12 protein-coding genes are annotated in these 13,374 nt (G+C 69.3%); 5 read left to right on the forward strand and 7 right to left on the reverse strand.

Features of this window, described 5'->3' with window-relative positions; genetic code table 11:
- The first annotated feature begins 47 nt into the window (after positions 1-47).
- Complete coding sequence (locus K3888_RS14250) at positions 48-833, forward strand: lysophospholipid acyltransferase family protein (RefSeq protein ID WP_230930938.1); 786 nt, start codon at positions 48-50, stop codon at positions 831-833.
- Here the strand turns inward: K3888_RS14250 and K3888_RS14255 are convergent.
- Genes K3888_RS14255 through K3888_RS14265 form a run of 3 tightly spaced genes read right to left on the reverse strand, consistent with a single transcriptional unit; the run spans position 830 to position 4,160 of the window.
- Positions 830-1,690, reverse strand: coding sequence for an NAD(P)-dependent oxidoreductase (locus tag K3888_RS14255; RefSeq protein WP_230930939.1), 861 nt, complete (start codon positions 1,688-1,690; stop codon positions 830-832). The two genes, K3888_RS14250 and K3888_RS14255, sit on opposite strands and share 4 nt — an antisense overlap.
- Positions 1,687-2,469, reverse strand: coding sequence for a phosphoadenylyl-sulfate reductase (locus K3888_RS14260; protein ID WP_230930940.1), 783 nt, complete (start codon positions 2,467-2,469; stop codon positions 1,687-1,689). Before K3888_RS14260 ends, K3888_RS14255 begins: the two co-directional genes overlap by 4 nt.
- On the reverse strand, positions 2,466-4,160 hold the full coding sequence (locus tag K3888_RS14265) for a nitrite/sulfite reductase (RefSeq protein WP_230930941.1): 1,695 nt from the start codon (positions 4,158-4,160) through the stop codon (positions 2,466-2,468). The genes K3888_RS14260 and K3888_RS14265 overlap by 4 nt, the downstream gene beginning before the upstream one ends.
- Positions 4,161-4,271: 111 nt before the next feature.
- Here K3888_RS14265 and K3888_RS14270 point away from each other — a divergent pair, with 111 nt between their 5' ends.
- Positions 4,272-4,466 carry a hypothetical protein gene (locus K3888_RS14270; RefSeq protein ID WP_230930942.1) on the forward strand — a complete coding sequence of 65 codons (195 nt, stop codon included), beginning with the start codon at positions 4,272-4,274 and terminating at the stop codon, positions 4,464-4,466.
- Here K3888_RS14270 and K3888_RS14275 read toward each other — a convergent pair.
- A complete protein-coding gene (locus tag K3888_RS14275) occupies positions 4,463-5,383 on the reverse strand; it encodes a patatin-like phospholipase family protein (protein WP_230930943.1) in 921 nt (306 codons plus the stop codon). The genes K3888_RS14270 and K3888_RS14275 overlap by 4 nt on opposite strands.
- 89 nt (positions 5,384-5,472) lie before the next feature.
- Between K3888_RS14275 and K3888_RS14280 the strand changes: the two genes are divergently transcribed.
- Positions 5,473-6,942, forward strand: coding sequence for an alanine/glycine:cation symporter family protein (locus K3888_RS14280; protein WP_230930944.1), 1,470 nt, complete (start codon positions 5,473-5,475; stop codon positions 6,940-6,942).
- Positions 6,939-7,910, forward strand: a complete 972-nt coding sequence (add, locus tag K3888_RS14285; protein WP_230930945.1) for an adenosine deaminase — start codon at positions 6,939-6,941, stop codon at positions 7,908-7,910. The genes K3888_RS14280 and add overlap by 4 nt, the downstream gene beginning before the upstream one ends.
- Before the next feature lie 3 nt (positions 7,911-7,913).
- Here add and K3888_RS14290 read toward each other — a convergent pair whose 3' ends face one another.
- From K3888_RS14290 to K3888_RS14300, 3 genes are read right to left on the reverse strand one after another with little or no spacing between them, the layout of a single operon-like run.
- On the reverse strand, positions 7,914-8,369 hold the full coding sequence (locus K3888_RS14290; protein ID WP_230930946.1) for a hypothetical protein: 456 nt from the start codon (positions 8,367-8,369) through the stop codon (positions 7,914-7,916).
- Entirely contained in the window at positions 8,366-8,746 is a 381-nt protein-coding gene (locus K3888_RS14295; protein ID WP_230930947.1) for a DoxX family protein, read from the reverse strand. The genes K3888_RS14290 and K3888_RS14295 overlap by 4 nt, the downstream gene beginning before the upstream one ends.
- Before the next feature lie 45 nt (positions 8,747-8,791).
- Positions 8,792-11,992 (reverse strand): type I restriction endonuclease subunit R, encoded by a 3,201-nt coding sequence (locus K3888_RS14300; protein ID WP_230930948.1) that lies wholly within the window; start codon positions 11,990-11,992, stop codon positions 8,792-8,794.
- Between the two features lie 140 nt (positions 11,993-12,132).
- Here K3888_RS14300 and K3888_RS14305 point away from each other — a divergent pair.
- Positions 12,133-13,374: RNA/DNA-binding domain-containing protein (locus tag K3888_RS14305; protein ID WP_230930949.1), on the forward strand; the 1,242-nt coding region annotated here is incomplete at its 3' end.

Genomic DNA, 13,374 nt, shown 5'->3' on the forward strand with positions numbered 1-13,374 from the left:
CCGCAATCCGTATGCAGTTCCGCATCCGCTGGGCGAGACTGGTGGGCATGAGTACCGACGGGGCACGGCGGCCTCGACGGCCCGAGGTGACCGTGGCCAATTACGACGCCGTCTACGACTTCTACGGCCCCGGCCGTCGGCGCGACTGGTTCACGTATCCGCTCCTGCGGGTGATCGACGCGATCTACCGTCCCCGGGTCCGCATCCCCGAGGAGACCGTCGCCGAGCTCCACCGCCTCCACCGGGCGGGAGTGGGCGTGCTGGTGGCCGTCAACCATCCGTCCAAGCAGGACCCGATGGTGCTGGCCGCCAGCCTGTTCGACAAGCGGATCCGGTTCCTGTGCACCGGCACCGGCCTGACCAAGGACCCGCTCTTTCGGAGCCCGCTGCGGCCGCTGTTCGAGTACACCGGCACCATCCCGGTGTTTCGCGCGAAGAACTACGAAGGGACGGCGTCCGAGATCTATGACGGTGCCGCGGCCCGCCTGATCGACGTGTGTGTGAGCCGGATCGTCGAGGGCGGGGTGGTGCTGACGTTCGTCGAGGGGACCAACTCCTCCGCCGACGACCTGCGCACCCTGCGCCTGGAGTCGGTGAAGAAGGGCGTGGGCCTGATAGTGCGGGCTGTCCGCGAGGCCGGCGCGCCTGTCGCCGTGTTGCCGCTCGGCCTGTCCTACCACGGCCGCGAGCACAACACGCTGCCCACCAGACGGGCCGTGGCCGCAGCGGGCCCGGTCATCACGTGGGACTCGGGGGCGGCCCCCACCGTCAACGAGGTGCGCGCGGCCGTCCGGGACGGGATCGACGCGGCGCTCACCACAGCCTGGGCCTAGACCACGCCGGGCACGAGCTGGAACTCGACCCCGGCGCCCTCGAGGTCCAGGGCCGCCGCCGCGAGTGTCGGAGCCGCGACGATCCGCACCACCCCGTGGCCGGCTGCACGTCGAGTCGCGATCAGGTCGGCCACCCGGGCGGCGGGCAGCCCGGGGCCGACCTCGACCACCTCGACGTCGTCGTCGAGCTCCGCCACCAGCCCCACGTCGGCGGCACCGTCCACGACCAGCACGTCCGCGGCGTGGACCAGGCGACGCGCGCGGACGGTGAGGAGGTCGCCGTCGCCGCAGCCACCGACGAGTGCCACCCAGCCGGCCTCGGGGCGGCGGCGGGCGCGCAGACCTGCGGGCGCGGTGGCCAGGGAGCGGGCGACGTGCCGGCCGACCCGCACCGACCTGCGCGGATCGCCCGAGTCGACGGCGATACGCACCAGCCCGGCGGGGGTCGCGACCGCGGTGCGCGCGGGCACCCGCACCGAGCCGAGCGCGGCGTCGCCGGCGGTCACGCACCAGATGCGTCGCGCCTCGCACAACGCCGCGATCTCCGCGTCGACCTGCGCATCGCCGGTGGCGACGTGCACCATCCAGGGCGTGTCCAGGTCGGCGGGGGTGAAGGGCCTGACAACGACGACGACGCCGTCGCCCGCGCCCGCCATCACGTCCGCCATCTCGGGCGCGAGGGCCGGCGCGACCACCCGGAGGTGGGCGCCGGCCTCGAGGAACGTCCGCGCCCGCCGGGCCGACACCGGCCCGGCGCCGACGAGCAGCACCTCGCGGCCGGCCAGCCCCACGGTGAGCGGGAGGCCGTCCAGGGCCGGGGCGGGCGCGGCCGTGGGTACAGCGAGGGCGGCAGTCACAGGTGGATTCCGCACTCGGTCTTGGACGAGCCCGCCCAGCGGCCCGAACGCGGGTCCGCGCCGGCCTCGACGCGGTGGGTGCACGGTTCGCAGCCGATCGACGGGTAGCCGTCGTCGAGCAGCGGGTTGAGCAGGCAGCCGTGCTCGTCCGCGTAGTTGTGGACGCGCTCGAGCGTCCACGCGACCAGCGGGTTGATCTTGACCATGCCGTGCTTGGCGTCCCACTCGACGATGCCCGCGCCGGCACGGTGATCGGTGTCGACGCGGCGGACGCCCGTGATCCAGGCCTCGTAGCCGGACAGCGCGGCGTCGAGCGGCTCGACCTTGCGCAGGCGGCAGCAAAGCTCGGGATCGGTCTCGAACGGCCTGTCGCCCAGGACGGCCTTGTGCTCGGCGATGCTCGCCGGGCTACGGACGTCCACCACGTTGAGACCCGGCGTGGCCGCCAGTGCGTCGCGGACGCCGACGGTCTCCGAGAAGTGGTAGCCGGTGTCGAGGAACAGCACGTCCACGCCGGGGGCGTGGGGCGCGGTCATCTCCGGCACGACCGTGTTGGCCATGGAGCAGGCCACGGCCAGGGCGTCTCCGAAGGTCTCGCCGGCCCAGGCCAGGACCTCGGCCGGGTCGATCTCGGTGTGGTTGCCGTAGAGCCCGCGGTCGTCGAAGCGGCGCGAGGCCTCCTCGGCGATCGCCTTGAGCTCGTCGGCGCTGCGCTTCCGGCCGGGGCCGGGGGTCAGCACGGTGCTGCGGGGCAGCAGCTCCAGGCCCACTGCGGTCATACGAGGACCTCCTCATCCACCCGGTGTGCCCACTCGGCGAAGGTCTCGCCGGACTCACCGGACTCGACGTACTTACGGATGACACGCTCGACGTAGTCGGCCAGGTCCGACGTCTTCACCCGCAGGCCGCGGACGGTGCGGCCGAGGCCACCCTCCTCGCGGTGGCTCGCGGCCAGGCCGCCGCCGAGGTGGACCTGGAAGCCCGGTGTGTCGCCGTCGAGCAGCTGGCCCTTGAGCCCGATGTCGGCGGTCTGGATGCGGGCGCAGCTGTTGGGGCAGCCGTTGAGGTGGATCGACAACGGCGTCTCCAACGGGGCGTCACCCGCGAAGCGCTTCTCCAGCTCGGCGACGAGCTCGGTGGCCGAGTCCTTGGTGTCGACGAAGGCGAGCTTGCAGTACTCGATGCCGGTGCAGGCCATGGTCCAGCGGCGGAACGAGCTGGGGCGGGCGTGCAGGTTGACCGCGGCGAGTCCCTCGATGAGCTCCTCGACCTTGTCCTCCTCGACGTCCAGGACGATGACGCCCTGGTGCGGCGTGAAGCGGATGCGCTGCGACCCGGCGGCCTCGGCGAGGTCGGCCACCTTGGTGAGCACGTCGCCGCCGGCGCGGCCGACGGTCGTGGTGGCGCCCACGAAGTAGCGGCCGTCCTTCTGCTCGAACACGCCGATGTGGTCGCCGGGGGCCGTTGCCTTGGCGGGGGCCGGTCCATCGTTGAGCGCGCGTCCGAGGTACTCGTCCTCGAGGACCTGGCGGAACTTCTCCACGCCCCAGTCCTTGATGAGGAACTTCAGGCGGTTGCGGGTGCGCTGGGCGCGGTAGCCGTAATCACGGAACACGCTGGTGACGCCGTGCCACACCTCGACGGCCTCCTCGGGCCGGACGAAGGTGCCGAGACGCTGCGCGAGCTGCGGGTTGGTCGACAGGCCGCCGCCGACCCACAGGTCGTAACCGGCGCCCAGCTCGGGGTGGACCACGCCGACGAAGGCGATGTCGTTGATCTCGTGGACCACGTCCAGGCTCGGGTGGCCGGTGAACGCCGACTTGTACTTGCGCGGCAGGTTGGAGAACTCGGGGCTGCCGATGTACCTGGCCTTGATCTCCTCGATCGCCGGGGTCGGGTCGATGATCTCGTCGGCCGCGATACCGGCGACCGGGCTGCCCAGCACGACACGCGGGCAGTCGCCGCACGCCTCCATGGTGGTCAGGCCGACCTCGTCGAAGCGCCGCCAGATCTCCGGGATGTCCTCGATCCGGATCCAGTGATACTGGACGTTCTGCCGGTCGGAGATGTCCGCGGTGTTGCGGGCGAACTCGGTCGAGACGCCGGCGACGACGCGCAGCTGATCGGTCGTCAGCGCGCCACCATCGATGCGGACACGCATCATGAAGTACTCGTCCTGCAGCTCATCGGCTTCGAGCTTCGAGGTCCGTGCCCCCGAGATGCCCTGCTTGCGCTGGGTGTAGAGGCCCATCCAGCGGAACCGGCCGGACAGATCGTCCGAGGGGATCGAGGCGAACCCCTCACGCGAGTAGACGTCGAGGATGCGCTGCTTGACATTGAGCGCGTCGTCCTCGGCCTTGAACTCCTCGTTGTGGTTCAGGGTGAGCTTGCCGTCGATCTTCCACTGACCCTTGGGCTTGGGAGCGCGCGCAGGACGAGCGGGGCGAGACGGGGCGGCGGTGTCGGTCATGCCCGCGACCATAATTTAGAACAGACCAGTCTGTCTATTGAGGCAAGCCTAAGTGCCGGTCGATCCGTTCGTTCGCCCGGTGGACACGGCGCCCCCACGGGAGGAGGATGTGTGACGCAGCCCACACCGGGTGGGCATAACGTGGAAGGACACGTGATGTTCTCTGACTTCTGGGGAAGTCTCGCGAGCGGGTCCGCAGAGATCACCCCGGGGCCGTTCGGCTCCGCCGCGATCGACGGATTCCTCCACCTGCCGGCATATATCCTGAGCACCCTCGCCGGGGGCGCGGCGCTCTTCGGGTCCTAGAGCCCGCAGAACTCCCGCCACAGATCGACCTCTCGCCGGGCCTGCTCCCTGCCCAGGGAGTACGCCTCGGCGAGGCGGTCGACCTTGCGCTCGTAGCTGCGGATCTTCACCTGCTCCGGGCGGAAGACCACGGCCTGCCCCGCCTCCTCGAGCGCGTCGATCTCGTCCAGCGTCTCGTTGTAGAGCGCCCACCGATGCAACAGCGCCTCGCCGACGGCGGGGAACCGGCGGAAGTACGACCGATAGAACGGCGTCAGACGACGGGGCGGCACCTTGCGGAAGCCCTCCGGCTGGGTGAGCACCACCAGGAACTTCTCATACCCGGCGTCGCGAGCGGCGGACAGCGGAACGCCGCCGTCGTGCCCCAGTGCGCCGTCCACGTAGTACTCGCCGTCGATGAGGACCGGCGGCATCCACACCGGCATGGTCGAGGACGATCGCACCATCTTCATCAACTCCGGCATCGTGGCGGCGTCGTCCTCGGTCCAGAACAGCGTCTCGCCGTCGGAGCACCGGAACGTCCCGATCCGCGCGGCGGTGCCGCTGGCCGCGAAGGTGTCGAAGTCGAACGGCAGGACCTGGTCCGGCAGACCGGTCTGCTCGTAGATGTACTCGGCGTTGAACAGCCCCTTGCCCCGGGCGAAGCTGCGCCAGTTGCCGAAGTTGGGGTCCCCGGCGAGCTCCACGAAGCTCTTGCGCGCACGCACCGCGTCCCTCGACAGGTAGTTGGCCAGGTGCGTGGAGCCCGCCGAGATTCCCGCCACGAGCCCGGCGTGGATCTCCGCCTCGATGAGCGCCTCCACCACGCCGGCGGTGTGCACGGCACGCATGCCGCCACCCTCGAAGAGCAGGGCGACCTCCGGCGCGGTGGGCGCCAGGTCGCTGTCAGCACCGACGCTCGATTCGACTTCAGCCACCCGCCCAGATTACGTGCCGACGCGCCCTCCTCCCCACAAGCGGGTGCGGACCCGGGATATCGCGGCGAACCATCCGTTAGTGTCGATTCGTGACCCACCTCACCGACCTCGTCGCGAATGTCAACGACATCTACTGGTACGGCGTGATCGCCCTCCTGGTGTTCGCCGGCCTGTACTTCTCCGCCACCACGCTGATCGTGCAGATCCGGATGTTCCCGGAGATGCTGCGCACGATCACCGAGAAGCCCTCGGAGATCGACACCGGCAAGAAGGGCATCTCGGCGTTCCGCGCGTTCACCATTTCCGCGGCGTCCCGCGTCGGCACCGGCAACGTGGCGGGCGTGGCCATCGCCATCACCGTGGGCGGCCCCGGCGCCGTGTTCTGGATGTGGCTCATCGCGATCATCGGCGGCGCCACGGCGTTCATCGAGTCGACGCTGGGCCAGCTGTACAAGGTCAGGGGCAAGGACTCCTACGTCGGCGGTCCGGCCTACTACATCCGTGACGGGCTGGGCTGGAAACCGCTGGCCGTGGCCTTCGCGGTGATCATCACGGTCACCTACGGCTTCGTGTTCAACGCCGTGCAGGCCAACTCGATCTCCGAGTCCATCCGCAACCAGTTCAGCCTCGACGGCGGCACCTCGAGCCTGATCATCGGCATCGCGCTCGCCGTGGTCACCGGCCTCGTCATCTTCGGCGGAGTACGCCGCCTGTCCGCGGTCACCGAGATCCTGGTCCCCGTCATGGCGTCCGCCTACGTCGTGGTGGCCCTCGTCGTCGTCGCCATCAACATCACCGAAGTACCGGAGATGGTCACCCTCATCGTCGGCCAGGCGCTCGGCTTCAAGGAGGTCGCCGGTGCGACCATCGGCGCGGCGATCATGCAGGGCATGCGGCGCGGCCTCTTCTCCAACGAGGCCGGCATGGGCTCGGTCCCCAACGCCGCGGCCACCGCCTCGGTCTCCCACCCCGTCAAGCAGGGCCTCGTCCAGTCCCTCGGCGTCTACTTCGACACCCTCGTGGTGTGCTCGGCCACCGCGTTCATCATCCTGCTCTCCGACCCCGAGTTCGGCGGCGACAGGGAGGGCATCTCCCTCACCCAGAACGCCCTGGCCTCGCAGGTAGGCGACTGGGGCGTCCCGTTCCTCACGGTCGTGATCTTCTTCCTCGCCTTCTCCTCGATCCTCGGCAACTCGTACTACGGCGAGGCCAACATCAACTTCCTGCGCGACAGCCCCCGCAGCATCACCGCCTTCCGCGCACTCGTGCTGCTCGCGGTGATCGGCGGCGCGTTCGGCTCGGTCGACCTCGTGTGGGGCCTGGCAGACCTGTTCATGGGCTTCATGGCCACCATCAACCTCGTGGCGATCATCCCGCTCGGCGGCCTCTCGGTGGCGCTGCTGCACCACTACCTCAAGCAGAAGGCGGCCGGCCACAACCCTGTCTTCCACCGCGACGACCTGCCGCAGGCCAAGAACATCTCCTGCTGGGACGGTTCCGATCCCCTCACCCACCAGGACGTCGCCGACGACGCGCGGGGGCTCCGGGACGACGGATGACCGATCCCTTCCGGAACCATTACGTCGCGCTACCGAAGGCGCACCTGCACGTCCACCTCGAGGCCGCCATGCGCGAGACGACGCTGCGACAGTGGTGTGCCGAGGACGGGATCGCGGTGCCACCGCTGGTCGAATTCAGCGACTTCACGCGGTTCCTCGACGCCTACGGTGTGCTGATCGGGCTGTTGCACACGCCCGAGCGGGTCGGGCGGCTACTCGACGAGGTGGTGGCCGACGCCGCCGCGCAGGGCGTGGTGGCGCTCGAGTACGCGTCGATCCCCGAGAAGGCGGCGGCGTTCGCCACGGCTGAGGAGGCGCTGGAGTTCATCCTGCCCGCGGCCGCCGAGGCGGGGCGTCGGCACGGGGTCTGGACCGGGGCGATCCTCAGCATCGACCGCGGCGCCGGGCCGGATCACGCACTCGCCGGCGCCCGCCTGGCCGCACGCTTCGCCGACCGTGGCGTGGTGGCCGTGGGATTGGTGAACGACGAGCGCGACAGCTCGGTGACCGCGGCGGCGGAGGCGTTCGCGATCGCGCGCGACGCCGGGCTCGGGGTGGTGCCACACGTCGGCGAACTGGCCGGCCCCGAGGAGGTACGGGCGGCGGTCGAGCTGGGCGTGGACCGCATCCAGCACGGGGTGCGGGCCGTCGAGGACCCGCGCGTGCTCGACCTGCTCGCCGAGACCGGGACCTGCCTGGACGTATGCCCGACCTCGAACGTCATCCTGGGCGTGTACCCCTCGCTGGAGCAGCATCCGCTGCCGACCCTGCTGGAGGCGGGCGTGCGGTGCTCGATCGGCGCCGACGACCCGCTGCTGTTCGGCGTGGACGTGGTGGACGAGTACGTGCTCGCCGAGGAGCGGATGGGGATCGCGTCGGCACATCTCGCCGAGTGTGCACGGTCGTCGGTCGAGGCGTCGTTCGCACCGGATGAGATCAAGCGCGACGCCCTCGCTCGGCTGGCCTGACGCTCAGTACAGGTAGACCACCGCGTTGTCGCCCCCGCGGCAGATGATGCCCCCGCTGTTGTGGTTGTCGATACAGCCCATCTCGTAGCTCTGGCCGGTCGTCGGGCTGACCGCCTCGACCATCGCGGGATCCCCCGGGCGGGCGGTGCGGAAATAGGCGTCGCGCACAGCCACGGCGAACGCGCAGCTGGTGGCCTCGGTTCCCCGACCCGACCGGGGCAGGACCGCCTCGCCGGAGTCGCTGCACTCCTCGATGAATCCCGGCGGCCCGTCCACGACGCTCGTCGTGGCGGTCCCCGACGTCGATGTGGCGACCGTTTCGGCCCCGTCCCCGGCCGGGCCGCGCACCATCAGGAGGATCACCACGGCCAGCCCGACGACCAGGATCGCCGAGCCCGCCGCCGCCAGGACCAGACCCACGCCGGGGCCCCGGCGCCCGCCCGCGCCGGGGTCGCTCACGCGTCGCGGCGGATCTTGTCGGCGGCCATGATCATCGGTATCTGCAGCGGCAGCCGCCCCCACGCGATCACCTGGTACGGCCAGGCCGGCTTACCCCGCCACGCCCGCGCCATCTGCAGGTTGCCCGGAAACACGCCCACGAACAGGGCCGTCGCGGCAGCACCACCGAGCGCGCGCGTGCCGCGGTTGGCCAGCAGCCCGGCCACTGCCAGCTCGACCACGCCGGAGCCGTACGTCCAGGCCCGGCGGCTGCCGGGGAGCTCGGGCGGGATCAGCCCGTCGAACGGCTTGGGCGCCACGAAGTGCAGCACGCCCATCGTGCCGAGCGCGGCGGGCATGGCCCAGTACCGGACAGTCTTGGAGGTGGCGTATCTCATGCGCAGAGACTACGTCCACGGGCCCCGACGCGGCACCGGGTGCGTTCAGAGAATGTCGCCCTCGGCGTACCGGGGCGCGAGCGCCTCCATCTGCTGCATGACCCGCTGGATGGCCTCGGGCTGCTGGTCCGGCGGGTAGCCGTGTTTGCGCAGGCTCCGCTTGACCGATGCGCGGAGCTTGGCTTTGACGTCCTCACGGACCGTCCAGTCGGTGCGGATGTCGCGACGCATGGTGGCGACGATCGAGCGGGCGATCTCGGCCAGCACGTCGTCGCCGAGGACGTCGACCGCGGACTCGTTCAAGGCGACTACGTCGTAGAACGCGAGTTCAAAACTCTCCAGCGGCGGCTCGAAGCTCTGTCCACGGTCGGCCTCCGCGCTGACCTCCTTGGCGAGCTCCACGAGCTCGGCGATCACCTCGGCGGCGGTGAGCTGCTGGTTGGTGTAGCGCACCATCAACTCGTTGACGCGCTCGGAGAACAGCCTGCGCCGTACCTCGTTGCCGTGCGTGACCGTCGCGGCCTCCTCCAGCAACGTCGCTTTGAGCGCCTCGATCGCCAGGTGCGCCTTGGACGGCTTCTGCGCCTCCTCGACCCACTGCGGCGTGAGCGTGTCGAGCCTCGGGAGGGGCAGGCCGGCCTCGCGGTAGATGTCCACGACGCCGGTGCTCGCGGCGGAGTCGACGATCAGCTCGCCCAGGATGCGCTTGATCTCGTCCGGGACCAGTTCTCCGGCGCCGATCTTCTGTTGCGCGTCGAGCTTGAGCATCCAGACGCGGACCTCTTCGACGAACCGCACCTCGGGCCGGACCGTTTCGAGTGAGTCGTTGCCGGCCGCCAGGGCCCACGCCCGCGCGAGTTTGGATGACAGGTCGCGGAAGCGGTCGGCGAGAGGGCGCGCGTCCGGGTCGTCGTCGTCGCGGTTTCCCGGTGTGCCCGGCGACCGCAGGCGGGTGACCACGGTGAGGAGCGCATCACGCCAGCCGGTCTTGGCGTTGCCGTGCCACTGCGCCTTCCACGCGTCGCCGATGAGCTCGCGCACGCCTGCGAGCAGGTCGAGCACGATCTGCGCGGCCTCCTCGGAGGTGCGGCCGACGAGCCGGTCACCGCCCTCCGGGGCCTCGCGGGTGAACTCCTCCAATGCCTTGGAGAGGTTGTCGGTGAGCGGCGCGTAGCCCACGAGCAGCCCGTCCTGCTTCCCGCGGAAGGTTCGGTTGACGCGGGCCAGCGTCTGCATGAGCAGCGCGCCCTTGAGCGGCCGGTCCACGTACAGCGTGTGCAGCGCCGGGGCGTCGAAGCCGGTGAGCATCATGTCCTTGACGATGATCAGCTCGAGCTCGTCGTCGGGGTTCTTCACCCGCTGCTTCACCGCGGCGATCGCACTCGGACGCCGGAGATGCCTGGTGACGTGCTCCTCGTCGCCCGGAGCGGCGGTGTAGACCACCTTGACCTTGCCCGTGTCGTCGGCATCGGAGTGCCAGTCAGGGCGGAGGGCAACGATCTCCTGGTACAGGTTCGCGGCGATGGATCGGGTGGCGCAGACGATCATCGCCTTGCCCGGGACACCGAGGAAGGGCCGCATGGCGTCGCGGCGGGTTTCCCAGTGGGTCACCAGGTCGGCGGCCAGGGTGCGGATCCGCTCGGGGGCGCCGTAGACGGTGTCGAGCTTGGCCACCGCGCGCTGGAGTCGTTCGGCGTCCGCGGCGTCGAGGCCGCTCAGCGCCTCCTCCGCGGCGTCGTCGAGCGACTCGTCGTCCACGCCGGGGAGGCGGGCCAGGCTGATCAGCCGCGGTTCGTAGACCACGGGAACCGTGGCGCCGTCCTCCACCGCCCGGTGCAGGTCGTAGACGTCGATGTCGGCGCCGAAGACGCGGCGGGTGTCGCGCTCCCCTTCGGTGATGGGGGTCCCGGTGAAGGCGATGAGGGTCGCGTGCGGCAACGCGCTCTTGAGGTGCGCGGCGTACCCGTCCAGGTTGTCGTAGTGACTGCGGTGGGCCTCGTCGGCGATGACGACAATGTTGCGCCGGTCCGAGAGCAGCGGGTGTGTTGCTCCGGAATCGCGCTCAGCTTGGCTCAGGCCGAACTTCTGCAGGGTGGTGAAGTAGATGCCGCCCGAGCGGCGGTCCGCCAGCTGCGTCCGCAGATCGTCGCGGGTGCGGACCTGCACCGGCTGCTCCGGGAGCAGGTCGGAGATCTGGAAGCCGTCGAACAGTTGGGAGTCCAGCTCGGTGCGGTCGGTGATGACGATGACCGTGGGGTTGGCCAGTCGCGGGTGCCGCATGATCTTGGCGGTGTAGAGCTCCATCTCCATGGACTTGCCGGAGCCCTGGGTGTGCCACACGACGCCGGCCCGGCCGTCGGAGTCCACCGCGCGGACGGTGGCACCGACGGCTTTGGTGACGGCGAAGTACTGGTGGGGTTTGGCGATGCGTTTGACCAGCCCGGACTCGGTGGCGTCGAAGGCGGTGAAGTCGCGGTGGAGCTGGCCGAATCGTTCGACGTTGAACACGCCGTCGATGAGGAGGTCGAGTTCGGTGATGGGTTCAGCGGAGCCGTCGAGGCTGGTGAATGGGGTGATGCGGCGGCCGTCGTCGTCGACGTTCCAGGGCGCGAAGTGGTTCCACGGGGTGAACGGCGTGCCGTAGCGGGCGGAGAGGTCGTCGGTGGCGACGACGACGACGGCGAAGCGGAACGCCATGGGGAATTCGTGGAGATAGGTGCGCAGCTGGTTGTACGCGAGCTCGGCGGTGGCGTTCTTGGCGCTCGGCTTCTTGAGTTCGAAAATCGCGAGCGGCAGTCCGTTGACGTAGGCCACCACGTCGAATCGTCGTTCGTGTTCGCGGCTGCGGACGGTCACCTGGTCCACGGCGTGGTACCGGTTGCGGGAGGCGTCGGCGGACAGGAAGCGAATGACCGGGGCGACCTCGCGGCCGTCGTCGTCGATGTAGGTCAGGCCCTTGTAGCCGTCGAGCAGGATGTGGTGGAGCCGATGGTTCTCGGTGACGGCATCCTGCGACTTGGGGGTGGTCACCTCGACCATGGCCTGCTGTAGGTACTCCTCTGGCACGTCCGGGTTGAGGTTGATCAGCGACTGCAGGAGGGTGCCCCGCAGGACGATGTCGTGCCACGAGTCGCGCTCCCCCGACCCGGGCGCCAGGGACGGGCCGGAGCGGTGCTCCCATTCGCGCTCGGCGAGGGCGTCGAGGATGCCCTGCTCGGCTTGGGCCTCGGACCAGCCGTAAGTCATGGTCATCCTTCCGGGGGTGATGCGGCGGCCGCAGGCGGAGTCACTGAGGCTTTCACTGTTGCTCACTGCAGTTCACTGTTCCTCACTGTTCTACAGTGTTCTACACTGTTCTGCAGTGAGTAACAGTGAAGGGAAACACTGTGGATCAGTCCGACTTCGACGCAGTGATCGCACGCCTGCGCGCCCAGGGCACGGACGACGCGTTCACCGAGGTCAAAGAGACCGGAAATGCACTCGGTGCGTCCGTATGGAAGTCGGTCAGCGCCTTTGCCAACACGGCAGGCGGGCTCATCGTTCTCGGCGTCAGTGAGGACCGCGGATTCACCGCAGTCGAAGACTTCGAGATCGACCGCGTGTGCAATCAGTTCATCGACGGGATGGGGGATGGCAATTCCGGAGGTGCGCTTCTTGCCCTGCCCCCGGAGTACACAGTCCGCCGGTTCGCCTTGGATGGCGGCCAGGCACTCGCGATCGAGATCGCGGAGAATTCCATCGATGCCAAGCCGTGTTACATCAGGAGCAAGGGCGTCGAAACCGGAAGCTTCAAGCGGAAAGACGATCACGACATTCGGCTGAGCCGAACCGAGATCTTCGAGTTGCAAACCGCATGCACTCCGTCGGAGGCGGACCGCGCCGTGGTGGCCGAGTGCAGCGTGAGAGACCTCGACGACACGCTGGTAAGCACGCTGCTTTCGGCCCGCGAGGGTTCCAAGGCACTGCAGGGCGTCGATTCGACCATCGGGAAGCTGAACAGGCTCAATGTCACCGACAGCAGCGGCAACGTCCGGCTGGCCGGGTTGCTCACCGTCGGACAATATCCGCAGCAGTACTTCCCGCAGCTCTTCGTGGACGTTAGTGTTCACCCGACCGTGGAGAAGTCGTCTGCTTCCACACAACTGCGGTTCTCCGACCGTGTCGAATGCTCCGGGCCGCTGTCCGAGGCCGTCCACGAGGCAGTACAGGCGGTGCGGAAGAACCTGCGCACCTACTCGGTCATCGAGGACACCGGGCGCAGGGACGAGCTCGAGGTTCCCGAGAGAGTTCTTCGCGAAGCCATTGGCAACGCCGTCCTTCATCGGGAGTACCACCCCATGTTTCTGGGACAGGCCGTGGCGGTGGACGTCTACCCTGACCGGATCACCGTCACCAGCCCTGGCGGGCTGTGGCAGAAGACCAAGGACACGATCGGCGACGGGGTGTCCCGGTGCCGGAATCAGGCCTTGGTCCAACTCCTCAAGAAGGTCCCCTCGCTCGGCGCCGGCGGGACCGTAGCGGAGGGTGGCGGCGGTGGCATCCCCCTCATGTTCGACGAGATGGCGGAGGACCGGGCGAAGAGCGTTCTTGGTGCGCCCCACGGTCACGGAGAGCTCGGCAATCGACAT

The sequence above is a fragment of the Dietzia aurantiaca genome, assembly GCF_021033825.1.
In the GTDB taxonomy this organism is placed as follows: domain Bacteria; phylum Actinomycetota; class Actinomycetes; order Mycobacteriales; family Mycobacteriaceae; genus Dietzia; species Dietzia aurantiaca.

What these genes read in the sequence shown, in the direction of transcription:
- K3888_RS14250 (WP_230930938.1), top strand. Translation starts at nt 48, where the DNA reads ATGAGTACCGACGGGGCACGGCGGCCTCGACGGCCCGAGGTGACCGTG.
- K3888_RS14260 (WP_230930940.1), bottom strand. Translation starts at nt 2,469, where the DNA reads ATGACCGCAGTGGGCCTGGAGCTGCTGCCCCGCAGCACCGTGCTGACC.
- K3888_RS14265 (WP_230930941.1), bottom strand. Translation starts at nt 4,160, where the DNA reads ATGACCGACACCGCCGCCCCGTCTCGCCCCGCTCGTCCTGCGCGCGCT.
- add (WP_230930945.1), top strand. Translation starts at nt 6,939, where the DNA reads ATGACCGATCCCTTCCGGAACCATTACGTCGCGCTACCGAAGGCGCAC.
- K3888_RS14295 (WP_230930947.1), bottom strand. Translation starts at nt 8,746, where the DNA reads ATGAGATACGCCACCTCCAAGACTGTCCGGTACTGGGCCATGCCCGCC.
- K3888_RS14300 (WP_230930948.1), bottom strand. Translation starts at nt 11,992, where the DNA reads ATGACTTACGGCTGGTCCGAGGCCCAAGCCGAGCAGGGCATCCTCGAC.